We start from the raw sequence: 23,491 nt of genomic DNA, 5'->3' as shown, positions 1-23,491 counted from the left end.
TCTCATGACACCTCGGATGGATTTGCCTGAGCGGCACGGAAGGCCCGCCAGCCGCCGAAATCGGTGATGTCCCGGGCGCTGCCGCCCAGGGCATGTCCCTCGCAGATGAAGCCCTTGACCAGGCGTCCATCCGCCAACTGCAGGGAACCGATCCCCAGCGGGGACGGTACCTCGCCCATGAGCCCTCCCAGGGCCGCCGAATCCAGCGCCCACAGTTCCACCTCGATGCCCTGGCCCACCGATTCCCCCGGGCATCGCATCAGCCCCGGCTTGGGCGGCGTGGTGTCCGCCAGGGCGAAGAGACGGTATTCGGACGAGGTCCGGGTGGTTTCCAGGTAACGTGCGCCCCGGCTGGTAAGCTGGTGATTGAGGGGCTGTCCACGCAGATGGGCGCCCACCACGGCCACGACATGGACACCCGGGGGCAGGGAGGCGGGTTGCGAAGATCGATCGGTCCCGGCCGGGAAATCGGAAATGCCCCGTGTCCAGGGCTGCAGGGCGTACCAGCGCTCGGCCATGGAGGCCAGTGAAGCCTCCATCCAGGCCGGGGCGAGGAGGGTGACGCCGAAGGGCAGACCGTCTTCACGCCGCCCCGCCGGAAGCGCCAGGGCGCACAGATCCGCCAGGTTGACGAAATTGGTGTACCTGCCAAGCTGGGCATTCTTTCCAACGGGATCCGCGGCCACCTCTTCAAGCCGGGGCAGGGTGGGTGCGGTGGGCACCAGCAGGGCATCCACACGGGAAAGGGTGTCGCGGATCCGGGCCAGCAGGGCCTGACGGCGATACTCGGCACGGAAACAGTCGGCTGCAGTGAAGTCCCGACCGGCGGAAATGATCCCTCTGACCACTGGATTGACCGCCTCGGGATGGGATTCCATGAATTCGCCCACCGCCACCCAGCGTTCAGCAATCCATGGGCCGTCATAAAGCAGGGCGGCCAGTTCATGGAACGGTGTCATGTCCAATGGTTCCAGCAGGAAACCGCCCTTGCGCAGCCGATCCAGAGTGCGCTCCCAGGCATCGGCCTGTCGGGCATCTCCATGCCATTCCGGCGCCATGGGGATGCCCAGACGCTCGCCAAGGGCGGAGGGCACGGCGGCGGGAATCGTGCGGGACCAGGGGTCCAGGGCGTCAGGGCCGGATGCCACCGCCAGGACCTGCATGGCGTCATCCACGTTCAGGGCGAAGATGGAGACGCAGTCCAGCGACGCGCAGGCTGGAACCACTCCCCGGGTGCTGATCACCCCACGGGTAGGCTTGAGTCCCACCACGTTGTTGAAACCGGCGGGGACACGTCCTGAACCGGCCGTATCGGTACCCAGACTGAAGGCCACCAGACCGCGGGCCACCACCACGGCGGAGCCTGAGCTGGAACCACCCGATATATGGTCAGGATCAAAGGCATTCGGCACGGCGCCATAAGGTGAGCGGGTTCCTACCAGGCCGGTGGCAAACTGATCCAGATTGGTCTTGCCGATGAGAACGGCCCCGGCAGCTCTTAGCCTGGCCACCACCGTGGCATCTTCGGATGGCACATAGGCGTACTCGGGACAGGCCGCCGTGGTTTCCCAGCCGGCGGCGTCGATGTTGTCCTTGACGGCGAACGGCACCCCGAACAACGGCAAGCCACGGGGCAGGGCACGGATACGTTCCAGCTCTGATTCCAGCGCTTCCATGGTGATCAGGCTGATCCACGCCGGATCTTCACCGTTGCAGGCCTGTCTGGCAGTGCGCAGGGCCTCGGCCGCCGATTCAAAATTCTCGGTAAAGTATTTCCGCCAGTCATCAAGGCATGGGAACGGCGGCATGGCATGGGTCATGGGCTGGTACTCCTGCTGGTATACATGGAGGAGTACAGCACGGAGCGTGCCAGTTATTTCAGGTCATCTCGACATGATCCCAGCCCTATGTTTTTGAAAAATTTTTCCGGTTTATCCAGACTTGTTCCAGTGCTGGTAAGCAGGCGTTGCATGCGCTACGGAAGTGCAATTCCGCAAGACCATGCACCGGATGCGTGCCCACGGCGGCAGTCGTCAATAACCTGGAGGCAACAATCTGATACCCTTTAGCCGATCCGGTTTTTCACCTCATATCAAGCTCAACATTACGGAGGCTCAGGGCGTGCAGCAGACTGAACGCAGTGACATCATCGTCCGTGGAAGCGGCGCTGCCATACTGACGGCAGCATTGCTGATGGCAGGCTGTGGCCAAAAGGCCTCGGATGAAGGGTTTTACGGGCTCTGGACAGTAACGGGTGTAACCACCACGGCGCAGTCAACGATGACCGATGACGAGGCGCAGTCCCTGGTGGGGCGCCATGGTGTTTATTCAAGGCATGCCGCCCACTTTGAGGCGGGGCAATGCCTCAAGCCGGGGTACCTGGTGGAACCGCTCACGGATGAGGCATTCATGGAGCGCTATGGGTTGTCCCCGCGGGAACTCGGGTTCCCGGAAGGGCCTGTCCCCCACGTGGAGATCACCTGTTTTGATACGCCGCTGGATGAACCCATGAGCCTCTTGCCCAAAGGCGATGAGACACTGTTCATTGTGTGGAACGGTGTCTTTTTCGAAACCCAGCGCAAGACGGGCGCTCCGCTGTCAGCACGCTGATGCCGGTTGATCAGCGCTGTCGGTACTTGGGAGCAAAAAAACGCCCACTGGAGAAATCTCCGGTGGGCGCAAGGGGATAGGATAGGAGAAGACAATAACTTGAGGGCGTCCTGCCCATGACACAGTCCTGGCACGAAGCAAATCAGGCGCTCTTGCGGGTCTTGGCAGGATCAATGCTGGTCACGGTGGCCAGGCCTTCTTCGCTGAGCTTCTGTACTTCCTCGGCATAGCCGCGCTGCAGTTCCACCAGTTCATTGGTGTCCTTGGCGACCTTCTCGCTCAGGGACTTGGTGGCTTCAGCCTGGGCGTTTACATAAGCCTGCAAGCTCTTGGGGTCGGTCACGGTCTGCAGGGCGCGCAGCTGCTCGATGGTGATTTCGGAATAGCTGCGGAACATGCTGATCTGGTATTCAACCAGTTTGGCCGCATGATCCAGGGTCGCGTTGTTGAACTTGCGTACGGGACCGGCCAGCTTTTCGAGCTGTTCCTGGGAGGTATTGAAGAATTCGTTGTACATGGCAAATCTCCTGTTGGGTTTGCCAAGGTGGGCGGATTCCCAGCCTTGTTGCGTTGCAGCATAACGCATCCTTTTGTGCAGCGCAACATTTCGTCCAGCGCGGACACCCGTGCGAAAACATTAAATCCGCATAAACTGGATGCATAATGGAAAAAGCCGAAGTATTTTTGTGATCAGTCAATATCGACAGGTCGGCCCGAGGCAGCGGAAAGGCAGGCCAGGTCATTCAGGAAGCCCATGATGAACAACAACATCACAGTCAGACGTACCCTGGTGGGGATTCTGGTCTTTGACCAGGTGGAGGCCCTGGACTTTGCCGGGCCTTTTGAAGTCTTTGCCACCACCCGGCTGGATGAATCCAGGCGTGCCGAAACGGAGTCTCCCTTCGACATACGGCTGATTGCCGAGCACAGGCGTCCCATCACCACCACGGGTGGCATGATGGTTTTGCCACACCATGATTTCAGCGATTGCCCGGAACTGGACATCCTGGTGGTACCGGGAGGAAAGGGAGCTCGCCGGGAAATCAAAAATCCTGTACTGATGAACTGGATCCGGGAGCGATCGGATGGTCTGTCGCTACTCGCGGGGGTCTGTACCGGTGCCATGCTCCTGGGCAAGGCCGGCCTGCTGGATGGGCTGCGGGCCACCACCCACTGGCGCTCCCTGGAATGGATGCGGGAGTCATTCCCGGAAGTGATGGTGGTGGAAGATGAGTTCGTGGTGGACGCTGGCTCCGTCATCACCTCGGCGGGTATTTCCGCCGGTATCGACATGGCGCTGCAACTGGTACTGCGTTATTACGGCCAGGAGGTGGCGAGGGCCGCGGCCCGGAATATGGAATATCCCTTTCCGGAAAACAGCCGCCGCCGCGTGCTGGAAGGCCTGAAGCCGCCTACACCCCAGGCGTCACAGGAAGAGCGGCAACATATCAACTAGATTTCAACGGGCTTCGGAAGGGGAGAGGGGAGGGAGAGCCGAACCCCTCTCCACCACGAACTTTCAGCGCTGCATCGGATCCCGCAGCTGCGCTTGGCGACTCTCCGCCTGATTGGCATCCACCACCGCCAATGCCGTCATATTGATCAGGCGCCGCACGGATGCGGTCTCATTAAGGATATGCGCAGGTCTGGCGGAGCCCAGCAGGATCGGCCCCACACTCACCCCTTCACCGCTGGCCGCCTTGAGCAGGTTGAACGAGATGTTGGCGGCATCAATGTTGGGCATCACCAGCAGATTGGCCTCGCCCTTGAGGCGGCATCCCTGGATGAGCTGATCCCGGATCTCTTCTTTAAGGGCGGCATCGGCATGCATTTCCCCATCTACTTCCAGGTTAGGGTCCATCTGCTCCAGCAAGGCCCGGGCACGACTCATCTTGCGGGCGCCTTCGGAGGGCACGCTGCCGAAATTGGAGTGGGAGACCAGTGCCACCTTGGGGGTCAGACCGAAGTTTCGCACTTCTTCCGCCGCCATCAGCGTGATCTCCGCGATGGTTTCCGCGTTCGGGTTTTCATTGACATAGGTATCACACAGAAAGATGGTGCGGTGGGGCAGCATCAGCAGGTTCATGGTGGCAAAGGTCCGCACCCCGGGGGCCAGGCCGATCACATCTTCGATAATCTTCAGGTGATAGGCGTGCTGACCCACCATACCGCAGACCATGGCATCGGCATCTCCCGTGCGCAGCAGCATGGCGCTGATCAGGGTGTTGTTGCTTCGGACGCGGTACTTGGCGACATCCGGGGTGATACCCTTGCGGCCCATGATCTGGTGATATTCACTCCACAGGGTGCGGAAACGAGCATCGGACGCGGGATTCACCAGCTCGAAATCCTCGCCCGGACGCAGATTCAGGCCGATGCGCTCTATGCGTGACTCTATCACTTCCGGCCGGCCCACCACGATGGGCTGGGCCAGGCCTTCTTCCAATACCGTCTGCACGGCACGCAGCACCCGTTCGTCTTCACCTTCGGCATAGATGACACGCCGTGGTGCCGCCTTGGCGGCGGCAAATACCGGTTTCATCACAAAGCCGGACTGGTAAACGAAGTTGTTCAAGTGGTCCCGATAGGTCCAGAGTTCCTCAATGGGGGCGGTAGCCACTCCGGAATCCATCGCGGCCTTGGCCACCATGGGGGCGATTTTGACGATCAGGCGCGGGTCGAAGGGTTTGGGAATCAGGTAGGATGGCCCAAAACGCAATCCTTCATCACCATACGCCTTGGCCACCACGTCGGATGGCTCCGCCCGGGCCAGTTCGGCCAGGGCCTTCACTGCGGCAATCTGCATCTCCTTGGTGATGGTAGTCGCGCCCACATCCAGGGCGCCCCGGAAGATGAAGGGGAAGCAAAGGACGTTATTGACCTGGTTCGGATAGTCGGAACGGCCGGTAGCCATCATGGCGTCATTCCGTATTTCCATAACTTCCTCTGGCAGAATCTCCGGGTCCGGGTTCGCCAGCGCCATGATCAGCGGATTGGGGGCCATGCGGGCCACCATGTCCTGCTTGAGGACACCGCCGGCGGATAATCCCAGAAAGACGTCGGCACCATCGATGATGTCGCCCAGGCTCCTGGCTTCGGTGTCCTGGGCATAGCGTTCCTTGAAACTGTCCATCTCTTCCGGCCGGCCCTTGTAGACTACGCCATGGATGTCCGTCACCCAGATGTTGTCCTCCGGCAGACCAATGGTGACCAGCAGATCCAGGCAGGCGAGGGCGGCGGCACCGGCACCGGAGGTCACCAGCTTGATGCTGCTCAATTCCTTGCGGGTGAGTTGCAGGGCGTTGAGCACGGTGGCAGCCACCACGATGGCCGTACCATGCTGGTCATCGTGAAAGACCGGGATCTTCATGCGTTCCCGCAGCTTGTTTTCGATGTAGAAACATTCCGGCGCCTTGATGTCCTCAAGGTTGATCCCACCGAAGGTGGGTTCCATGGCGGCAATGATCTCCACCAGCTTGTCCGGGTCACGCTCGTCCAATTCGATGTCGAACACATCAATGTCAGCAAATTTCTTGAATAATACGGCCTTTCCCTCCATCACCGGCTTGGCCGCCAGCGGTCCCACGGGACCCAGCCCCAGCACGGCCGTCCCATTGGTCACCACGCCCACCAGATTGGCCCGTGCAGTCAGGCGGCTCACCTGTCCAGGATCCTTGGCGATGAGTCGTGAGGCCGCGGCAACACCGGGCGAGTAGGCCAGGGCGAGGTCCCGCTGGTTGGTCAGCCCCTTGGTGGGCACCACCGAAATCTTTCCTGGGGTGGGGAAATAGTGATAATCCAGTGCGGCTTGGTCCAGCGAGGTTTTGTCCATGGGTACGATGGATCTCCGGGGTCGGGTCTTTCAGTCTTTCAGAAGGAAACAGAGGCCATGCGCCATATTGTGGATGGAGATTGGCGGTATGACTCCCTCGCCATGAAGCCTGGAAGTGAATCCTGCCAAAAATGAAAAATGACGCAATCGGCTATTATCTGATTTTATAGCTTTTCTCGCATCTCAAGCGACAGGAGGTTACTCAATGAAGGCCAGAAAGACAGGTTGGGCCATCGTCACCGGGGCCGGCAGTGGATTAGGGCGGGCGCTGGCATTGGATCTGGTGGAGCGCGGAATACAGGTACTTGCCGTGGGACGCCGGCAAGACGCATTGCAGGAAACCCAAAACAGGGCTCAGGCATTCATTGGCACGGTATCTGCCGACATTGCCACCGAAACAGGCCGGGCTGCCATCGTGGCCGCGGTGGAATCGTTACAACCCTTGCGCTACCTGATCCATAATGCCGCCGTCCTGGAGCCCATTGGACCGCTCAGCGACATCAAACTGGCGCAGTGGCGCTTGCAGCAAGCCACCAACGTGGAAGGACCACTGTTCCTTACACAGGCATTACTGCCGCACCTTGCCGCCGATGCCCGGATTCTTCACGTCTCATCAGGTGCGGCCCATCGCGGTTTACCGGGCTGGGGAGGGTACTGTACCTCCAAGGCAGGCTTGTTCATGCTGTATCAGTGTCTGCGCGAGGAATTGTCGCCCCTGGGCTTTCACGTGGGCAGTGTACGTCCAGGTGTCATGGATACCCCCATGCAGGCAAGGATCAGGGAGTCCGATGAAAGCCGTTTTCCCGGTGTGGAGCGTTTTCGTCGCCTGAAGGCAGAGGGGCAACTGCAGCCACCGGAACGCGTGGCCGATTTTCTGAGCTGGATTTTGCTGGAAACAGGCAATCGTCAGTTCTCGGAAGAAGAATGGGACATCGATAACGAAGCCCAGACAAGGCTGTGGCAGGATACCCGGGCGATGTAGCGGCGGGAGGTGGCATCTTCAAGTGCCATTCTCCGTGCGCCACATTATTTAACATAATATACATTATGCGAACTCATTGATACCGTCATTCCCGCGAACGCGGGAATCCAGTTACGGAACGCCCCTCTGGACTCCCGCTTTCGCGGGAGTGACGAACAGACGGACAAAGGACATCGGCGTAGAAACACCGCGTAAGGACAAAGGACAAACAAATCAATCCCGGCACGCCAGATCGATACCTTCCGTCATCACCTGCGCCAGGAACCGGATCTGCTCCTCGCTGATCACATACGGCGGCATCAGATAACTCACGTTGCCCAGCGGCCTGAGCAGCGCGCCGCGTTTGAGGCCGTGCCGATAGATCGTCAGGCCACGACGCTCCTGCCAGGGATACGGTTCGCGGGTGGCCTTGTTCCTGACCATTTCCACCGCCGCGATCATCCCGTGCTGACGCACATCCGCCACATGGGGATGATCCTTCAACGGCGCCAGGGATTCGGCCATCACCGCTGACAGCCGTCGGTTGCGCTGGATCACGTCATCCCGCTCGAACAGGTCCAGGGTGGCCAAAGCCGCCGTGCAGGCCAGCGGATTGGCGGTATAGGAATGGGAATGCAGAAATGCGGTCAGGCGCGTGTACTCATCATAAAAGGCGTCATAGACCTGGTCATGGGTCAACACCACGGACAGCGGCAGATAGCCCCCGGTCAGCCCCTTGGACAGACACATGAAATCCGGCGAGATACCCGCCTGTTCACAGGCAAACAGGGTCCCGGTCCGGCCGAACCCCACCGCGATCTCGTCGGCGATCAGATGCACGCCGTAACGGTCACAGGCCTCGCGCAACAATTGCAGATACCGGGGATGATACATGCGCATGCCGCCAGCGCATTGCACCATAGGTTCGACGATCACCGCGCAGGTTTCATGGGCGTGCCTTGCCAGCGTCGCCTCCATGACCTGGAACATGCGCTCGGCCACCTGTTCACAATCCTCGCCCGGTTCACGCTCGAAACAGTCCGGACCGGGCACGGTCATGACCTCCATCAGCAGCGGCCCGTAGGTGGACTTGTACAAAGGCACGTCACCCACCGCCAGTGCCCCCAGAGTTTCTCCGTGATAGCTGTTGGAAAGACAGATGAATCGAGTCTTCTCCTTTTGGCCCCGGTTAAGCCAGTAATGAAAACTCATCTTCAGCGCGACTTCGACGGCAGCGGACCCGTTGTCAGCGTAGAAGCACCGGCTCAGGCCTGGCGGCGTGACCGCCACCAGACGCTCGGACAACCGGACCACGGGTTCATGGGTGAAACCGGCCAGGATCACGTGTTCCAGGTCATCCAGCTGCCGGCGGATGGCGGCATTGATATAGGGGTTGGCGTGACCGAACAGGTTCACCCACCAGGAGCTGACGGCATCCAGATAGCGGTTGCCGTCGAAATCCTCCAGCCACACCCCCTCCCCTCGCCGGATCGGCGTCATGGGCAGGTGTTCGTGATCCTTCATCTGGGTACAGGGATGCCAGACAACGGCCAGGTCCCTGCGGGTCAGATCGTGATTGTTCATCATTTTGCTCTCCCTTCAAGATACAAGGAACCTTGCAAAAAAAAGGCTGATCCGGGAAATACCCGAACCAGCCTGAAAGACATGGGAACCGGCCCGCCGATTCTCGTGACTCGACAACCTGAAATTACGAACTACCGGGTCACCGCCCTCGCCTTCATGGCATTGTACTCATCCTCGAAGAAGAATTTCTCCTCCCCGAAGGCCGGCTTCAGGTGGTTCAACCAGGTGGCTTTTTCATCATATCGGGCGAAGAACGGGCGTTGCACCCAGTCCGGGTTACGGCCCTGGATGAAGCGCAGCACGAACACCTTCTCTCCCTGGATCTCGGTCACGCCCTGGATCTCCACCTTGCCGGGACCGGCACTCATGGAGGGACCGCGGGCGGTGCGGGCCAGACCGGATACCCGGGACATGGCATCGCGGTAGATCTCCCAGGCCCGGGCCAACGGGACCTCGAAGTAACAGCGGGCGCCGGTATCCCGTTCACCAAACATGTAGTAAGGCACGATTCCCAGACGCACCTGGTTGCGCCACATGCGGGCCCATACCTCGGCATCGTCATTGATGTGGGCCAGCAACGGACCCTGGCTGCGGATCTCGGCACCGGTGGCACGCAGCCGGCGGATGGCCTCCCGGGCCACCGGGGTTTCCATCTCCCGCCAGTGGTTGTAATGGGCCATCAGGGCCACGTGCTTGCCCGCCTTCACCAGACGTTCCAGCAGCATCAGCAACTCACCGGCATCGGCATCGCTCACGAAACGATGGGGCCAAAAAGTCAGCGCCTTGGTGCCGATGCGGATGGTCTGAACATGATCGAATTCCGGCGCCATCAGGGGCTCAAGATACTGGGCCAGATACTTGCTCTTCATGACCATGGGATCACCGCCGGTGACCAGCAGATCCGTCACTTCCGGGTGGGCGCGCAGGTAGCCCAGCAGATCATCGCTCTGACTGGAGGCGATACGCAGTTCCTTGTCACCCACGAACTGCGCCCAGCGGAAGCAGAAGGTGCAGTAGGCATGGCAGGTCTGGCCCTGGGTGGGAAAGAACAGCACCGTTTCCGTGTACTTGTGCTGCAACCCTTCCAGGGGACGGCCATCCAGCATGGGGCGGTTCATCTCCATCTGCCCTGCCGGGTGGGGATTGAGGTCCTGACGCAGCGTCTGCGCCAAGGCGGCAATCTCCGCCCGCTCGGCGCCGCGGCGGTGCAATTCGGCCATGCGTTCATAGGCCGTCGGCTCCAGCATCTCGCGCTGAGGGAAGGTCAGTTGATAGATCGGGTCATCGGGGACCTGATCCCAGTCGATCAATTCATCTATGATGTATTCATTGACCCGGAACGGCAGCACGCTGGCCACCACTTTCATCTCGAAACGCTGGGCTTCGGATAGCCGGGCTACCGCGGGGATCTGCTCCAGGGTCCGCTCGGTGTAGACCTTGAACGGACGGGCCTTGATCTCTTGCAGTGCTTCGTGTCGGTAAAAATTGAGGACAGAACTCATGACGCCTCCGATACTCTGTGATCAGATCAGACGGAAAATTAATCTGGATCCAGTGGGAAGAACGGGCGCCGCAGGCGTGCCAGCCCTGATCTCCGAAAACGACCGCGCACTATTATTCGGCGGTCACAAGATGGTTGTGGCCAAGATGGCCAAGGGACAAAGAGGATCAACCCTAACAAATCAGGCACGCTCATTGCAAACCCATCCCTGACCCGGCAAGGAGAACCATGCATCCTGAATTCCCCCTCTCTCCCGACCTGATTCACCTCAATCACGCCGTCGTCGGCCCCTGGCCGGTCCGCACGGCCCAGGCAGTGGCCGCCTTCGCCCAGGAAAACACCCTGCATGGGTCCCTGCACTACCCGCGCTGGCTGGCGGTGGAGCAGCGGCTGCGAGAACGACTGAAGCGATTGATCAATGTCCCGGAGACAGAGGACATTGCCCTGCTCAAGAACACCTCGGAAGGCCTCTCCGTGGTGGCTTTCGGGCTGCCCTGGCGTCGCGGGGATAACGTGGTCTGTCCCTTGCAGGAATTTCCGTCCAACCGGATCGTCTGGCAGGCCCTGGAGTCCCGCTTCGGCGTGGAAGTCCGCCTGGTGGATCTGTCGGTGGCGGATCCGGAGGCGGCGCTGCTGGGCGCCACGAACCGGCGCACCCGCCTGCTGAGCGTGAGCGCCGTGCAATATGCACGGGGCCTGAGACTGGATCTGGAGCGCCTGGGCGCGGCTTGCCGGCATCGGGGGATCTGGTTCTGCGTCGACGCCATCCAGCAACTGGGCGCCCTGCCCCTGGACGTGCAGGCCGCCCAGGTGGACTTTCTTGCCGCCGATGCCCACAAGTGGCTGCTCGGACCCGAGGGGATTGCGGTGTTCTACGCCGGCCCCGAGGCCCGGGACGCCCTGAGCCTGAACCAGTACGGATGGCACATGGTGGAACACTGCGGTGATTATGACCGAATGGACTGGCAACCCGCCGGTTCGGCCCGCCGGTTCGAATGCGGCAGCCCCAACATACTGGGGATCCATGCCCTGGACGCCAGTCTGTCCCTGTTCGAGGAACTGGGCATGGCCTTCATTGCCGATGCCCTGTCCAGAAACGTCGAATACCTGGTGGACCTGCTCAGATCCGCCAAGTTCGAGGTCCACTCACCCCAGGCGCCGGAACGGCGTTCGGGCATCGTCACCTTCGGACGCAGGGACATGGACGTCGCGCACTGTCATCGCCAACTGATGGATGCCGGAATCCTTTGCGCCCCGCGGGGTGGCGGCATCCGGTTCTCGCCGCATTTTCATACCCGGACCGGCGACCTGGAACGGGCCGTGGAGATGGCCGCGGCCTTCGCCGAGGGCGGATGACGGCCCCCCGCGGGGCCTATGGACCGGGATTGAACAGACGCCGGTAGTTCTGCGTGGTCACGGCGGCCAGGGTTTCCAGGCTCTCGCCCCTGACCCCGGCCACACATTCAGCCACATGCCGAACCAGCGCCGGATGGTTCATCTTGCCCCGGAACGGCGCCGGGGCAAGATAGGGGGCGTCCGTCTCTATCAACAGACGGTCTGCCGGCACCCGCCGCGCCACTTCCCGAAGGGGGTCCGCATTGCGGAAGGTGACGATCCCGGAAAAGGAGACGTGAAACCCAAGGTCCAGACCGGCCCTGGCCGTGTCCCAGTCCTCGGTAAAACAGTGCAGGACCCCGCCCACATCCCGGGCGCCCTCCTCTCTCAGGATCGCCAAGGTATCCGCACGGGCGTCACGGGTGTGAATGATCAGCGGCTTGCCCACCGCCCGGGCGGCCCGCACATGGACCCGGAATCGCTCCCGTTGCCAGGCCAGGTCGCCTTCGTTGTAGTGGTAATCCAGCCCGGTTTCTCCGATGGCCACCACATCCGGATCAGCGGCCATGGCCACCAGTTCTTCCTCACTGGGCTCGTGGCCTTCCCGCGCGCTGGGATGCACGCCCACGGAACAGGAAACCTGGTCATGGCGTTCAGCCAGATCCTTGACGGCCTGAAAGTTGTTCATGTCGATGCACACGCACAGCATGTGCTCGACACCGGCCTCGGCGGCCTCGGCCATGAGTTGATCCATGTCGCCGTCGAATCCGCTCAGGTCGATGCGATCCAGATGGCAATGGGAGTCAATCAGCATGGGGATAATGCCCGAAAATCATCAAACACCTGCATTCGCCTACATGGTATTGGTCAAACGATCAGACTGCAGCATGCCGGCCAGCAGACCTTCGATCTTGTTGCGGGTGGCACCCTTGTCCTGGGTATTGAACTGAACCCCAATTCCCGGCGTCCGATTGCCCTGGGCCCTGGGCGGGGTGATCCAGATGATGTTTCCGGCCACCGGGATGCGCTCCCGCTCCTCCATCAGATTGAGAAGCATGAAGACTTCATGACCCAGCCTGTATGGCTTTTGAGTCGGAATGAACAGGCCGCCGTTTTTCACGAAAGGCATGTAGGCCGCATAGAGAGAGTTCTTGTCCTTGATCGCCAGCGAAAGAATGCCTTGCCCAGGTGCCGCCATGGCTCATCTCCTCAGTTTTGAGACAGACCGCGCAGGGTCACCAGTACGTCTTCCAGCAGTACCTGCGGGTTAATGGGGGTGTCCGAGAGCCGACGCCACTCGGGAAATCGATCCTGGAATATAAAACAGGCCTCCAGGTCTAGCCGTCTGGTCAAGGCCTGCAAATCCTTCCCGGAAGCAATCCCGGATAACGCCGTACCTGCCCCGGATGCCATATGCCAGCGTATTGCGTCGGCCACAAGAACCTGCAGACGATCCAGGAGCACGTCCAGTGGATCCTTGTACCATTGATCAGACAGTTCCACTACCCCCTTGCGGCCTTGCAGGAAAGCCAATAGCGTTTCGAGCTGGTTACGCCACTGGGCCAAGGCTTTTTGTTCCGCCAATTCGAGTGCGCGTAGCGGAGCCCCATGTCCCAGGGCCAACAGCCCATCCAGATCCTCCACGGAATGATCCGGAATGGCCCCTGCAAGCCAGCTCACGCACTGATGCCGGGATGGCGGTCCTGACTTGATCTGCTGACAACGACTTCGAATGGTTGCCGGCAACCGCGAAGGTGTGGCGGAAACCAGAATCAAAAGCGCCGCTCCCGGGGGTTCCTCCAGGGTCTTCAAAAGACTGTTGGCGGCATTCTCGGTCATGGCATCGGCCGGCCATACAATGGCCATGCGGCATGGCCCATGACTGCTGCTCAGGGACATGAAGTCCCTGAGCTCACGGACCTGCTCCACCGAGATACGGGTCTTGTCTTCGGAAATGGTCAATTCGGTCAGATCAGGATGGGCGCCGGCCCGCCACATTCGACATCCATGACACTGACCACAGGCAGCCCCATGCTCCAGGGGCGATTCACACTGGATAGCCTGGCAGAAAGCCCGGGCCAGCGCCCGCTTGCCTATCCCGGCGGGCCCTGTGAACAACCAGCCATGGGGCAGACGGCCGGATGCCTGGCGCGCCATCAGCAAGCGCCAGGCATCCTCCAGCCAGGGATAGGGGGCCGCCGCCGTCATGGGAGCGAATCTGCCTGTCGCAGCAGCAAATCGTCAATCCGTGCCAGCAAGGCGGATTTTACCTGGCTCAGATCCGCTTCGGCGTCCACCACCGCATAGCGATGTGGCGCCTTGTACGCCCGATCGAGATACACCGCCCTCACCCGTTCGAAAAAGCTGACGGTTTCCTGTTCGAAACGGTCTGCCGTTCCCCGTTTTCCGGCCCGTGCCAATCCTGTGGAGACACTGGCATCCAGCAGGATGGTCAGATCCGGCCTGACGGCCCCCTGCACCCATTCTTCAAGAATGGCAATCCGCTCCACCGGAATGCAGCGCCCTCCTCCCTGGTAAGCGTACGTTGCGTCGGTAAAGCGGTCACTGACCACCCAGGTGCCGGCCTCCAGGGCCGGCAGAATGAAATGGCGCAAATGTTCCGCCCGGGCAGCGAACATGAGCAAAAGCTCGGTATCACCATGCATGGGCGGAAAGTTGCTTGAGAGCAAAAGATCCCGCAAGGCCTCCCCCAAGGGGGTGCCGCCCGGCTCCCGCGTACTTACCACGGGAATGCCACGATCACGCAAATGGGATACCACCGCACCCAGGTGGGTGGACTTTCCCACGCCTTCGATACCTTCAAGACAAATGAAACGCCCGCGCTTTTCGGCGGTGTCGGATGAACTGGTCAAGATGCGATGATTCCTGCTGTCAGCGCCCGTAGCGGCTTGCATCGCCGCCGAGCTGATACTTGATGACGGCCCGTCGGTGCTCCTGATAGGTCTCGGAGAAATGATGCGTTCCATCCCCCCGTGAAACGAAGAACAGGGCCCTGGCATCGGCGGGATTCACGGCCGCCCGCAGGGAGGCCACGCCCGGCAGGGCGATGGGGGTGGGAGGCAGTCCGTCACGGGTATAGGTATTGTAGGGATGGTCGGCCCGCAGATCCCGGCGACGGATGCGGCCATCAAAATGCTCGATACCGTAGATGACCGTGGGATCGGTCTGCAGGCGCATGCCTCGTCGCAGGCGCTCATTGAATACCGCGGATACCTGGGTCCGTTCTTCGGGGTGTCCGGTCTCCTTCTCCACGATGGATGCCATGATCAGGGCTTCGTAGGCGTTACTCAGCGGCAGATCTTCCTGGCGATTTTCCCAGGCCAGATCCAGTTCCCTCTGCATGCGCTGGTGGGCGATACGAAGGATGTCCATGTCCGTGGTGTGCCGGGGAAACAGATAGGTATCCGGAAAGAACCACCCTTCGGGATGTTCCCCTGGCCGTCCCAGGTGCGACATCACGTTCATGTAGTCGTCCGGGTCAAGGGTATTTCTGATCTTCTCGTGAGCGGCGATGGCCCGCATCATCTGCAGGAAGGTCCAGCCTTCCGGAATGGTCAGGCTGTACTGGATGGTGCGGCCACGAATGAACAGGGCCAGCAGATCCGCCGGTGTCTGTCCGGGGTGAATCAGGTATTCCCCGGCCCGGATACCCTGGTCCTGTTCGGACAGGCGCCCCTGGATCTCCCAGTAATGGGGCTTGCTGATGATTCCGGCCGCCGCCAGCTCCTGCCCCACCCGGCGCAGGGATGCCCCGGCGGGCACCTGAAATTCCGTGGCATCGGCAAGATTGACCGGTGTCTGCAGGAAACGGTGATAGTCCCATATCAGCCAACCGGCGATGACCAGCGGCAGCAGAAGGACAACAAGTAGAAGACGACGCATCACGGGAATCGGTAGTTGATCATGTTCAGTCCAGGGTCAGAACAGGATTGTCGTTCCCCTGCCCCTCATGGGCAAGCCCCGATTGTCTTCCGGCATCATGGAGCCGGTGTATCCAGTCGCTGTTGGAGCCGTCTCACCAGATCCGGTACCGGCAAGGATCTTCCCTCCAGGCACCGCACCGGCCAGATCCCGATCAGGGTATTGCAGAGGAACAAACCCTCTGCCCGGAACAGTTCATCCGTGTCGATTCTGGTCCGGCGGCACGCAACTCCCATCCCGGCGGCGATCTCCATGAGCCGTGCCCGGGTGATGCCGGCGACGCCGCAGCGATCCAGAGACGGCGTCAGCAGCATGCCGTCACGGATCAGGAACAGGTTGCTCATGGTGCCCTCGACCACCTGCCCCTCACCGTCCAGCATCAGCCCTTCCTGGTATTCATCCTCCCATTCCGAGCGGGCCAGTACCTGTTCCAGACGATTAAGATGCTTGATCCCGGCCAGGGCCGGGTTGGAGGACAGACGCATCCGGCAGATTCGTGCCTGTACACCATCCTGCCGCCAGGCAGAAGGCATCTCCGGCAGCGGGCTCCCCACCAGGATACGGGTCGGGGAAGGCGATGCGGGGGGACGGTATCCCCGGGGGCCGGAGCCCCGGGTGACCATCAGCTTGAGCACACCTTCGGGGTGGCTGGCCGCGATACGGCCCGCCTCCGCTTCCAGCACGTCGGCATCCGGCGCGGCAAATCCCAGCCGATGACAGCCATCCCGCAGGCGCTCAAGATGTCGCTGCCAGTGGCACGGACGGCCCTGCCGGATGCGCAGGGTCTCGAACAGACCATCACCGTACTGCAGACCCCGGTCATTGAGCGGCAACACGGAGGCCGGACGGCCGTTCACAAGCATCGTCTAGGATCCCCGATTCAATCGATGTCACTGGGTCCGGAAACACAGAAGGCCGCCGGGCAATCACGCACCCGGCGGCCTTCCGGCAGTCCTGGGACTGAAAGGCTCAGATCTTGCTGAACACCAGTGTCCCGTTGGTCCCACCAAACCCGAAGGAGTTGGACATGGCCACGCTGCCATTGAACTCACGGGCCGTATTGGGCACGTAGTCCAGGTCGCATTCCGGTTCCGGGTTGTCCAGGTTGATGGTGGGCGGCAACACGCCTTCAGCCAGGGCCAGGGCGGAAAACACCGCTTCAATGCCACCGGCGGCACCCAGCAGGTGGCCGGTCATGGACTTGGTGGAACTCACCGCCACCTTGTAGGCGTGATCCCCCAGAGCGCGCTTGACGGCCATGGTTTCGGCCTTGTCACCGGCCGGGGTGGAAGTACCGTGGGCATTGATGTAGTCCACCTGATCCGGGTTGAGGCCCGCGTCCTTGAGCGCCTGCAGCATGCAGGCTGCCGCGCCTTCACCACCGGTGGAAGGCTGGGTCATGTGGAAGGCATCGGAGTTCCAGCCGAAGCCGGACAGCTCGCAATAGATGCGAGCGCCGCGGGCCTTGGCGTGCTCGTATTCTTCCAGTACCAGAACGCCGGCACCGTCGCCCAGGACGAAGCCGTCGCGATCCTTGTCCCAGGGGCGGCTGGCCCGTTCCGGATCATCATTGCGGGTGGACAGGGCGCGGGCTGCCGCAAAGCCGCCGATGCCCAGGGGGGTGGTGGCCATTTCGGCGCCACCGGCGACCATGACGTCCACTTCGCCGTACTTGATCATGCGTGCCGCGTCACCGATGTTGTGGGTACCGGTGGCACAGGCGGACACGATGGAGATGTTGGGGCCCTTGAGGCCATACATGATGGACAGATTGCCCGCGACCATGTTGATGATCGCACTGGGCACGAAAAAGGGAGAGATCTTGCGGGCACCGCCCTTGAGGAAGGCTTCGTAGCTCTTCTCGATGTACGGCAGACCGCCAATACCGGAACCGATGGCCACGCCGATGCGCTCGGCATTGTCCTCGGTGACTTCAAGACCCGCGTCGCGGATGGCCTGAATGCCGGCGGCCATGCCGTAATGGACGAAAGTGTCCATCTTGCGCTGTTCCTTGGGCGAGATGTAATCGTCCGCGTTGAAATCCCGGACGGCACCGGAGATGCGTACGGGCATCTGGGAAGCGTCAAAGACATCAATGGGAGTGATGCCGCTACGACCCGCAGTGACATTGTCCCATGCGGTTTTGATGGTGGACCCGACCGGCGAGACGATGCCAAGACCGGTGATGACTACGCGCCGTTTAGACAATGCTACTGCCCCTTTTTCACGCTCTGACGTGAAACCGTTGGTTCGACTCTATGCCTGTTGGAGACACCCGCGACAGGGATCAGGGGACTGGTCTCGGTCGCGGGTGTTGAGCATGATCCTCTGTATCTAGAAGATCATGCGCTCGGCAGGTGCTCGTTGATGTAGTCGATGGCCTGCTGAACGGTGGTGATCTTCTCGGCTTCCTCGTCAGGAATTTCGGTTTCGAATTCCTCTTCGAGGGCCATCACCAGCTCGACGGTGTCCAGAGAATCCGCGCCGAGGTCGTCGACGAAGGAAGCGGCGTTGGTCACCTCTTCTTCCTTCACTCCGAGTTGTTCGACGACGATTTTCTTGACGCGTTCTTCAATGTTGCTCATGGTTAGCCTATCCCCTTGATTTGAAAAGCAGCCGAAGCTGGGCCGCTATTGTAGTGAAATCCCTTCGGTCGATCCACTGTGCTGACGCACACGAGGCGTAAAAACCCGCCCTGCATTGACCCTTTCTCGTCCATCCAGTTTAGGAAACACTGAACTCCCGCGAAAGCGGGAGTCCGGAATTCCAGGTATCGTGGCGCGATTCCCGATTGTCTGGGAATGACTTGTTCAGCACATGCCCTGCAGTCCAAAGCCTTCCTGCCCCACAACATTGGGAGAAAGAGAGCGTTTTTCAACCCATGAACATCCCACCGTTCACATGCAGGGTCTCTCCGGTGACGTAGGCCGCCCCGGGAGAGGCCAGAAAGGCAACCGCCTGGGCGATCTCTTCCGGTGCCCCCAGACGCCCCAGCGGGATCTGGGTCAACAGGGCCTCGCGCTGGGCTTCCGGCAGGTCCTTGGTCATGTCGGTGTCGATGAAGCCCGGAGCCACGGTATTGACCGTGATGCCGCGGGAACCGACTTCACGGGCCAGGGAGCGGGTAAAACCCAGCAGACCGGCCTTGGCCGCGGCGTAATTGGTCTGGCCGGCGTTGCCGGAAGAACCCACCACGGAGCCGACATTGATGATACGCCCCTTGCGGGCCTTCATCATGCCACGCAGCACGGCCTTGCTCACCCGGTACACCGACGTCAGATTGGTCTGGATGATGGCATCCCACTCATCGTCCTTCATGCGCATGAGGAGATTGTCACGGGTAATGCCGGCATTGTTCACCAGAATGGTAACCCCGCCGAACTCATCGCCGACGGCCTTGATCACCGCGTCCACATCGTCGGGCCAGGTCACGTCTAGCATCATGCCCCGCCCCCGGGCGCCGGCCTCGGTCAGGTATGCGGAGATGGCCTGGGCACCACCCTCGCTGGTGGCGGTACCCACCACGGTGGCGCCCTGGCGAGCCAGGGTGAGGGCAATGGCCTTGCCTATACCACGGCTGGCACCGGTGACGAGTGCGATTTCACCTTCAAGAGTCATGCGGGGTCCTCGTTATGATGGGGTACTGACGGCGGATCAGGATGCGCCCAGGGCCAGTGCCTGAGCCAGGCTGTCCGGGTCCTGCACACAGGCCACGGTCAGTGACTTGTCGATACGCTTGTTCAGGCCGGTGAGCACCTTGCCGGGGCCCAACTCCAACACGGTGTCGACGCCATCTGAAACCATGGCCTGCACCGTCTCCACCCACCGCACCGGACGATGGATCTGGGCCGCCAGGGCCGCCCGGATCACGTCCGGCTCGGCATGGGAAGCCACATCCACATTATGGATCACACGAATGGCAGGGGTGCCCACGCGCACGGACTCCAGGCGCGCATGCATGTTGGTGGCCGCGGCCTTGAGCAGGGAGCAATGGGAGGGCACGCTCACCGGCAACTTCACGCTGCGCTTGGCGCCGGCTTCGCTGGCCAGGGCAATGGCACGCTCCACGGCCGCCGTCTGGCCGGCGATGACCACCTGCCCCGGGGCATTGTAGTTAACGGCCTCCACCACGCCGACGTCCGCCGCCTCGCGGCAAACGGTCCTGACCTGCTCGTCGTCCAGCCCGAGAATGGCCGCCATGGCACCCTCGCCCGCCGGCACCGCGTTTTGCATCAGTCGACCACGTTCGGCCACCAGACGCACGGCGGTGTCAAAGTCCAGGGCATCGGCACAGACCAGCGCGGTATATTCTCCCAGGCTGTGACCGGCCATGAGCATCGGCTCGGAGCCGCCCTGGGCCGTCCACACCCGCCAAACGGCCACACCCGCCGCCAGCATGGCGGGCTGGGTATTCTCGGTCCGGTTCAGATCGTCGATCGGTCCATCCTGTGTCAGGGTCCACAGGTCAAGACCCAGAACTTCCGAAGCCTCCTGAAAGGTCTCACGGACCTGGGGAAAGGCATCAGCCAGAGCGGCGAGCATGCCCAGCGACTGAGAGCCCTGGCCTGGAAACACACATGCGAGTTTCATTGGCACAAATTCCTTGAAAGCGTCAGGGTTAGGGCGGCTAGTTTAGGCAAAGCCGATACCTTGGGGCAATCATCTGCAAATTTCGCCAAAGAATACCCCTTCCGGTGCTTGTTTTATGCGCCCGGTTGTTGATAATGACGCCTTCGCTGCTCAAACCCTGAAACAGGCGTATGCCGAAAGAAGATCACATTGAAATGGAAGGTACGGTGCTGGACAACCTGCCCAACACCATGTTTCGCGTCGAACTGGACAATGGCCACGTGGTGACCGCCCATATTTCCGGGCGAATGCGCAAGCACTACATCCGCATCCTGCGCGGTGACCGGGTGACGGTACAGATGACCCCCTACGATCTGACCAAGGGCCGGATCGTCTACCGCAACAAGTAAAGGTTCGAGCGCAGCTACCTCACGCCTTGCCGGTATCACGACCAGGCCGCATCCCTATGGAATGCGGCCTTTTTCCGTTGCATGTCATATCGAAGTGAAACCGACGTGTTGCCTTGATCAGTGTACCGCTTCCTCGGCATAGTCCAGGGCCAGCTCACCGTCCCTCACACACACGTTCACTTCTCCACCAGCAGCCAGCCGCCCGAAGAGAATTTCCTCGGCCAGAGGCTTCTTGATCCGGTCCTGAATCACACGCCCCATGGGGCGGGCACCCATCTTCGGATCGTAGCCGTGCTCGGCCAGCCAGGCGCGGGCATCATCGTCCACCAACAGCGCCACCTTTTTCTCATCCAGCTGGGCCTGGAGCTGGGTCAGGAACTTGTCCACCACGCTGGCGATGGTCACCGGATCCAGCGGCTTGAACTGGATGATGGCATCCAGACGGTTGCGGAATTCCGGGGTAAAGGTACGTTTGAGTACCTCCATGGCATCGCTGGAATGGTCCTGCTGGGTGAAGCCCATGGACGGCCGACTGGAAACCTCAGCACCCACGTTGCTGGTCATCACCAGGATCACATTACGGAAATCCACCTTGCGGCCGTTGGTGTCCGTCAGGGTGCCGTGGTCCATCACCTGCAACAGCAGGTTAAAGACATCCGGATGGGCTTTTTCCACCTCGTCCAGCAGCAGCACCGCATGGGGTTGCTTGAGAATGGCCCCGGTCAGCAGACCACCTTCGTCGTAGCCCACATAGCCGGGCGGCGCCCCGATCAGCCGGGATACCGTATGCCGCTCCATGTACTCGGACATGTCGAAGCGAACCAGCTCGATCCCCAGAATCTGGGCCAGCTGGCGTGTGACTTCCGTCTTGCCCACCCCGGTGGGGCCGGCGAACAGGAAGGAACCGATGGGCTTGTCCCGATCTCCCAGCCCTGAACGGGCCATCTTGATGGCGGCCGCCAGGGTCTCGATGGGCTCGTCCTGGCCGAACACCACCATCTTGAGGTTGCGCTCCAGATTCTTGAGGGTCTCCATGTCGGAAGCGGACACACTCTTGGGGGGGATGCGGGCAATCTTGGCGACGATGTTCTCCACATCCTGTACCGAGATGGTCTTCTTGCGCTGACTGGCCGGCAGCAGGCGCCGGTTGGCCCCCGCTTCGTCGATGACATCAATGGCCTTATCCGGCAGATGACGGTCGGTGATGTAACGGCTGGACAACTCCGCCGCCGCCCGCAGGGCCTTGGTGGTATAGCGCACGTCGTGGTGGGACTCGAAGCGGGACTTGAGTCCCTTGAGGATCTCGTAGGTCTCGTCCACCGAGGGTTCGTTGACGTCGATCTTCTGGAATCGCCGGGCCAGAGCCCGGTCCTTCTCGAAAATGCCCCGGTATTCCTGATAGGTGGTGGAACCGATGCACTTGAGTTCCCCGGAGGCCAGCATGGGCTTGATCAGGTTGGAAGCATCCATGACCCCGCCGGAGGCGGCGCCAGCGCCGATGATGGTGTGGATCTCGTCGATGAAGAGCACCGCCCCCTTCTGCCGCCGCAACTGGGACAACACCCCCTTGAGACGCTTTTCAAAATCCCCACGATACTTGGTACCGGCCACCAGGGCCCCAAGATCCAGGGAATAGATCACCGCATCCTGCAGCACCTCGGGGACCTCGCCATCCACAATCTTCTTGGCCAGGCCCTCGGCGATGGCGGTCTTGCCCACCCCCGCCTCCCCCACGTACAGGGGATTGTTCTTGCGGCGACGGCACAGGATCTGCACCGTACGCTCCAGTTCATGGGCGCGGCCGATCAGGGGATCGATCTTGCCCTTGCGGGCCTGCTCGTTGAGGTTGGTGGCAAAACTCTCCAGGGGATTCTTGCGGGCAGCCTCGTCGGCGTCCTGAGATTCTCCCGCGGCACCGGAAACGCCTTCATCTTCTTGCTGCTCGTCAGGAACCTTGGAAATCCCATGGGAGATATAATTCACCACGTCCAGTCTGGCCAGATCGTGCTGGCTGAGCAGATAGACGGCATGGGACTCCTGCTCCCCGAAGATGGCCACCAGCACATTGGCGCCGGTGACCTCCTTGCGGCCGGATGACTGCACATGGAACACCGCCCGTTGCAGCACCCGCTGGAATCCCAGTGTAGGCTGGGTATCCCTCGGATCCTTCATGGGTAGCCGGGGGGTGTTGGCATCCACGAATTCCTCGAGATCCTTGCGCAGGGATTCGATGTTGACCCCACAGGCCCTCAGCACCGTGGCGGCCGTCGGGTTGTCCGTGAGGGCGAGCAACAGATGCTCCACCGTCATGAACTCGTGACGTTTCTCGCGCGCGGCCTTGAAGGCCATGTTCAGTGAAAACTCGAGTTCTTTGTTCAGCATGGTCGCGTACCCGCTAGGCCTCTTCCATCGCACAAAGCAATGGATGCTGGTGTTCCCGTGAATAGTCGTTGACCTGAGCCACCTTCGATTCGGCGATATCCCGAGTATAGATGCCACACACCCCTTTGCCTCGGGTATGCACATGGAGCATGACCCGGGTGGCCTTCTCGCGATCCATCGCGAAGAAGACCTCCAGGACCTGCACCACGAACTCCATCGGAGTGTAGTCGTCGTTAAGCAACACCACCTTGTACCGGGGCGGCTGCTTGAGCTTGGGCTTTGCCGGCTCGACGACCAGCCCATGGTCGGATTGATGCGTGTGTTCGTCTCCCATAATCTCAGATCAATCTATGGCTGATTCAGTT

Annotated in this window: 22 protein-coding genes; 5 read left to right on the top strand and 17 right to left on the bottom strand. The window is 61.0% G+C overall.

Annotated elements, in window-relative coordinates:
- Positions 1-2: 2 nt before the first annotated feature.
- Positions 3-1,820 (bottom strand): allophanate hydrolase, encoded by a 1,818-nt coding sequence (gene atzF, locus CKO35_RS13075; protein ID WP_200176587.1) that lies wholly within the window; start codon positions 1,818-1,820, stop codon positions 3-5.
- Between the two features lie 301 nt (positions 1,821-2,121).
- On the opposite strand from atzF, the gene CKO35_RS13070 reads away from it, so the two are divergent.
- Positions 2,122-2,610 (top strand): hypothetical protein, encoded by a 489-nt coding sequence (locus tag CKO35_RS13070; RefSeq protein WP_200176586.1) that lies wholly within the window; start codon positions 2,122-2,124, stop codon positions 2,608-2,610.
- A gap of 142 nt (positions 2,611-2,752) precedes the next feature.
- Here the strand turns inward: CKO35_RS13070 and CKO35_RS13065 are convergent, their stop codons facing one another.
- The gene (locus CKO35_RS13065) at positions 2,753-3,127 is read right to left on the bottom strand and encodes a phasin family protein (protein WP_200176585.1); all 375 of its coding nucleotides are present in this window, start codon (positions 3,125-3,127) and stop codon (positions 2,753-2,755) included.
- A gap of 240 nt (positions 3,128-3,367) precedes the next feature.
- Between CKO35_RS13065 and CKO35_RS13060 the strand changes: the two genes are divergently transcribed.
- Positions 3,368-4,066, top strand: coding sequence for a DJ-1/PfpI family protein (locus CKO35_RS13060; RefSeq protein WP_200176584.1), 699 nt, complete (start codon positions 3,368-3,370; stop codon positions 4,064-4,066).
- A 63-nt stretch (positions 4,067-4,129) separates the two neighbouring features.
- Here CKO35_RS13060 and CKO35_RS13055 read toward each other — a convergent pair whose 3' ends face one another.
- Positions 4,130-6,442, bottom strand: coding sequence for an NADP-dependent malic enzyme (locus CKO35_RS13055; protein ID WP_200176583.1), 2,313 nt, complete (start codon positions 6,440-6,442; stop codon positions 4,130-4,132).
- 205 nt (positions 6,443-6,647) lie between these two features.
- On the opposite strand from CKO35_RS13055, the gene CKO35_RS13050 reads away from it, so the two are divergent.
- Positions 6,648-7,424 carry an SDR family NAD(P)-dependent oxidoreductase gene (locus tag CKO35_RS13050; protein ID WP_200176582.1) on the top strand — a complete coding sequence of 259 codons (777 nt, stop codon included), beginning with the start codon at positions 6,648-6,650 and terminating at the stop codon, positions 7,422-7,424.
- A 213-nt stretch (positions 7,425-7,637) separates the two neighbouring features.
- Here the strand turns inward: CKO35_RS13050 and CKO35_RS13045 are convergent, their stop codons facing one another.
- Positions 7,638-8,987 carry an adenosylmethionine--8-amino-7-oxononanoate transaminase gene (locus CKO35_RS13045; protein ID WP_200176597.1) on the bottom strand — a complete coding sequence of 450 codons (1,350 nt, stop codon included), beginning with the start codon at positions 8,985-8,987 and terminating at the stop codon, positions 7,638-7,640.
- A 131-nt stretch (positions 8,988-9,118) separates the two neighbouring features.
- Positions 9,119-10,489, bottom strand: coding sequence for a KamA family radical SAM protein (locus CKO35_RS13040; RefSeq protein WP_200176581.1), 1,371 nt, complete (start codon positions 10,487-10,489; stop codon positions 9,119-9,121).
- Between the two features lie 227 nt (positions 10,490-10,716).
- Between CKO35_RS13040 and CKO35_RS13035 the strand changes: the two genes are divergently transcribed.
- Positions 10,717-11,844: an aminotransferase class V-fold PLP-dependent enzyme gene (locus CKO35_RS13035; protein WP_200176580.1), complete on the top strand. Its 1,128-nt coding sequence runs from the start codon at positions 10,717-10,719 to the stop codon at positions 11,842-11,844.
- A gap of 16 nt (positions 11,845-11,860) precedes the next feature.
- Here CKO35_RS13035 and CKO35_RS13030 read toward each other — a convergent pair whose 3' ends face one another.
- The 10 genes from CKO35_RS13030 to fabD all read right to left on the bottom strand — a co-directional run bounded on the left by CKO35_RS13030 (position 11,861) and on the right by fabD (position 20,355).
- Positions 11,861-12,637 carry a TatD family hydrolase gene (locus tag CKO35_RS13030; protein ID WP_200176579.1) on the bottom strand — a complete coding sequence of 259 codons (777 nt, stop codon included), beginning with the start codon at positions 12,635-12,637 and terminating at the stop codon, positions 11,861-11,863.
- Between the two features lie 39 nt (positions 12,638-12,676).
- Positions 12,677-13,021 (bottom strand): PilZ domain-containing protein, encoded by a 345-nt coding sequence (locus CKO35_RS13025; protein ID WP_200176578.1) that lies wholly within the window; start codon positions 13,019-13,021, stop codon positions 12,677-12,679.
- Positions 13,022-13,032: 11 nt separating this feature from the next.
- The gene (locus CKO35_RS13020; RefSeq protein ID WP_200176577.1) at positions 13,033-14,031 is read right to left on the bottom strand and encodes a DNA polymerase III subunit delta'; all 999 of its coding nucleotides are present in this window, start codon (positions 14,029-14,031) and stop codon (positions 13,033-13,035) included.
- Complete coding sequence (gene tmk / locus CKO35_RS13015) at positions 14,028-14,699, bottom strand: dTMP kinase (RefSeq protein ID WP_420870762.1); 672 nt, start codon at positions 14,697-14,699, stop codon at positions 14,028-14,030. Before tmk ends, CKO35_RS13020 begins: the two co-directional genes overlap by 4 nt.
- Before the next feature lie 16 nt (positions 14,700-14,715).
- Entirely contained in the window at positions 14,716-15,726 is a 1,011-nt protein-coding gene (gene mltG, locus CKO35_RS13010; protein ID WP_200176575.1) for an endolytic transglycosylase MltG, read from the bottom strand.
- Positions 15,727-15,821: 95 nt separating this feature from the next.
- Complete coding sequence (gene pabC, locus CKO35_RS13005) at positions 15,822-16,628, bottom strand: aminodeoxychorismate lyase (RefSeq protein WP_200176574.1); 807 nt, start codon at positions 16,626-16,628, stop codon at positions 15,822-15,824.
- Between the two features lie 106 nt (positions 16,629-16,734).
- On the bottom strand, positions 16,735-17,973 hold the full coding sequence (gene fabF, locus CKO35_RS13000) for a beta-ketoacyl-ACP synthase II (protein ID WP_200176573.1): 1,239 nt from the start codon (positions 17,971-17,973) through the stop codon (positions 16,735-16,737).
- A gap of 134 nt (positions 17,974-18,107) precedes the next feature.
- Positions 18,108-18,350 (bottom strand): acyl carrier protein, encoded by a 243-nt coding sequence (acpP, locus tag CKO35_RS12995; protein ID WP_090203651.1) that lies wholly within the window; start codon positions 18,348-18,350, stop codon positions 18,108-18,110.
- A gap of 289 nt (positions 18,351-18,639) precedes the next feature.
- Positions 18,640-19,383 (bottom strand): 3-oxoacyl-ACP reductase FabG, encoded by a 744-nt coding sequence (fabG, locus tag CKO35_RS12990; RefSeq protein ID WP_200176572.1) that lies wholly within the window; start codon positions 19,381-19,383, stop codon positions 18,640-18,642.
- A gap of 36 nt (positions 19,384-19,419) precedes the next feature.
- Positions 19,420-20,355, bottom strand: coding sequence for an ACP S-malonyltransferase (gene fabD / locus CKO35_RS12985; RefSeq protein WP_200176571.1), 936 nt, complete (start codon positions 20,353-20,355; stop codon positions 19,420-19,422).
- A gap of 170 nt (positions 20,356-20,525) precedes the next feature.
- On the opposite strand from fabD, the gene infA reads away from it, so the two are divergent.
- Complete coding sequence (gene infA, locus CKO35_RS12980) at positions 20,526-20,744, top strand: translation initiation factor IF-1 (protein ID WP_008931238.1); 219 nt, start codon at positions 20,526-20,528, stop codon at positions 20,742-20,744.
- Between the two features lie 117 nt (positions 20,745-20,861).
- On the opposite strand, the gene clpA is transcribed toward infA, so the two are convergent.
- Positions 20,862-23,126 (bottom strand): ATP-dependent Clp protease ATP-binding subunit ClpA, encoded by a 2,265-nt coding sequence (gene clpA / locus CKO35_RS12975; RefSeq protein WP_200176570.1) that lies wholly within the window; start codon positions 23,124-23,126, stop codon positions 20,862-20,864.
- A 13-nt stretch (positions 23,127-23,139) separates the two neighbouring features.
- A complete protein-coding gene (gene clpS, locus CKO35_RS12970; protein WP_200176569.1) occupies positions 23,140-23,460 on the bottom strand; it encodes an ATP-dependent Clp protease adapter ClpS in 321 nt (106 codons plus the stop codon).
- Positions 23,461-23,491: the final 31 nt, after the last annotated feature.

This window comes from Ectothiorhodospira shaposhnikovii, from assembly GCF_016584105.1.
Taxonomy (GTDB): domain Bacteria; phylum Pseudomonadota; class Gammaproteobacteria; order Ectothiorhodospirales; family Ectothiorhodospiraceae; genus Ectothiorhodospira; species Ectothiorhodospira shaposhnikovii.
This window is presented reverse-complemented; position numbering and strand designations above follow the sequence as displayed.

Bases quoted from the DNA above. Each gene is read 5' to 3' on its own strand.
- atzF (WP_200176587.1), bottom strand. From the start codon at position 1,820: ATGACCCATGCCATGCCGCCGTTCCCATGCCTTGATGACTGGCGGAAA.
- CKO35_RS13065 (WP_200176585.1), bottom strand. From the start codon at position 3,127: ATGTACAACGAATTCTTCAATACCTCCCAGGAACAGCTCGAAAAGCTG.
- CKO35_RS13060 (WP_200176584.1), top strand. From the start codon at position 3,368: ATGAACAACAACATCACAGTCAGACGTACCCTGGTGGGGATTCTGGTC.
- CKO35_RS13055 (WP_200176583.1), bottom strand. From the start codon at position 6,442: ATGGACAAAACCTCGCTGGACCAAGCCGCACTGGATTATCACTATTTC.
- CKO35_RS13050 (WP_200176582.1), top strand. From the start codon at position 6,648: ATGAAGGCCAGAAAGACAGGTTGGGCCATCGTCACCGGGGCCGGCAGT.
- CKO35_RS13045 (WP_200176597.1), bottom strand. From the start codon at position 8,987: ATGAACAATCACGATCTGACCCGCAGGGACCTGGCCGTTGTCTGGCAT.
- CKO35_RS13040 (WP_200176581.1), bottom strand. From the start codon at position 10,489: ATGAGTTCTGTCCTCAATTTTTACCGACACGAAGCACTGCAAGAGATC.
- CKO35_RS13035 (WP_200176580.1), top strand. From the start codon at position 10,717: ATGCATCCTGAATTCCCCCTCTCTCCCGACCTGATTCACCTCAATCAC.
- CKO35_RS13030 (WP_200176579.1), bottom strand. From the start codon at position 12,637: ATGCTGATTGACTCCCATTGCCATCTGGATCGCATCGACCTGAGCGGA.
- CKO35_RS13025 (WP_200176578.1), bottom strand. From the start codon at position 13,021: ATGGCGGCACCTGGGCAAGGCATTCTTTCGCTGGCGATCAAGGACAAG.
- CKO35_RS13020 (WP_200176577.1), bottom strand. From the start codon at position 14,031: ATGACGGCGGCGGCCCCCTATCCCTGGCTGGAGGATGCCTGGCGCTTG.
- mltG (WP_200176575.1), bottom strand. From the start codon at position 15,726: ATGCGTCGTCTTCTACTTGTTGTCCTTCTGCTGCCGCTGGTCATCGCC.
- pabC (WP_200176574.1), bottom strand. From the start codon at position 16,628: ATGCTTGTGAACGGCCGTCCGGCCTCCGTGTTGCCGCTCAATGACCGG.
- acpP (WP_090203651.1), bottom strand. From the start codon at position 18,350: ATGAGCAACATTGAAGAACGCGTCAAGAAAATCGTCGTCGAACAACTC.
- fabG (WP_200176572.1), bottom strand. From the start codon at position 19,383: ATGACTCTTGAAGGTGAAATCGCACTCGTCACCGGTGCCAGCCGTGGT.
- fabD (WP_200176571.1), bottom strand. From the start codon at position 20,355: ATGAAACTCGCATGTGTGTTTCCAGGCCAGGGCTCTCAGTCGCTGGGC.
- infA (WP_008931238.1), top strand. From the start codon at position 20,526: ATGCCGAAAGAAGATCACATTGAAATGGAAGGTACGGTGCTGGACAAC.
- clpA (WP_200176570.1), bottom strand. From the start codon at position 23,126: ATGCTGAACAAAGAACTCGAGTTTTCACTGAACATGGCCTTCAAGGCC.
- clpS (WP_200176569.1), bottom strand. From the start codon at position 23,460: ATGGGAGACGAACACACGCATCAATCCGACCATGGGCTGGTCGTCGAG.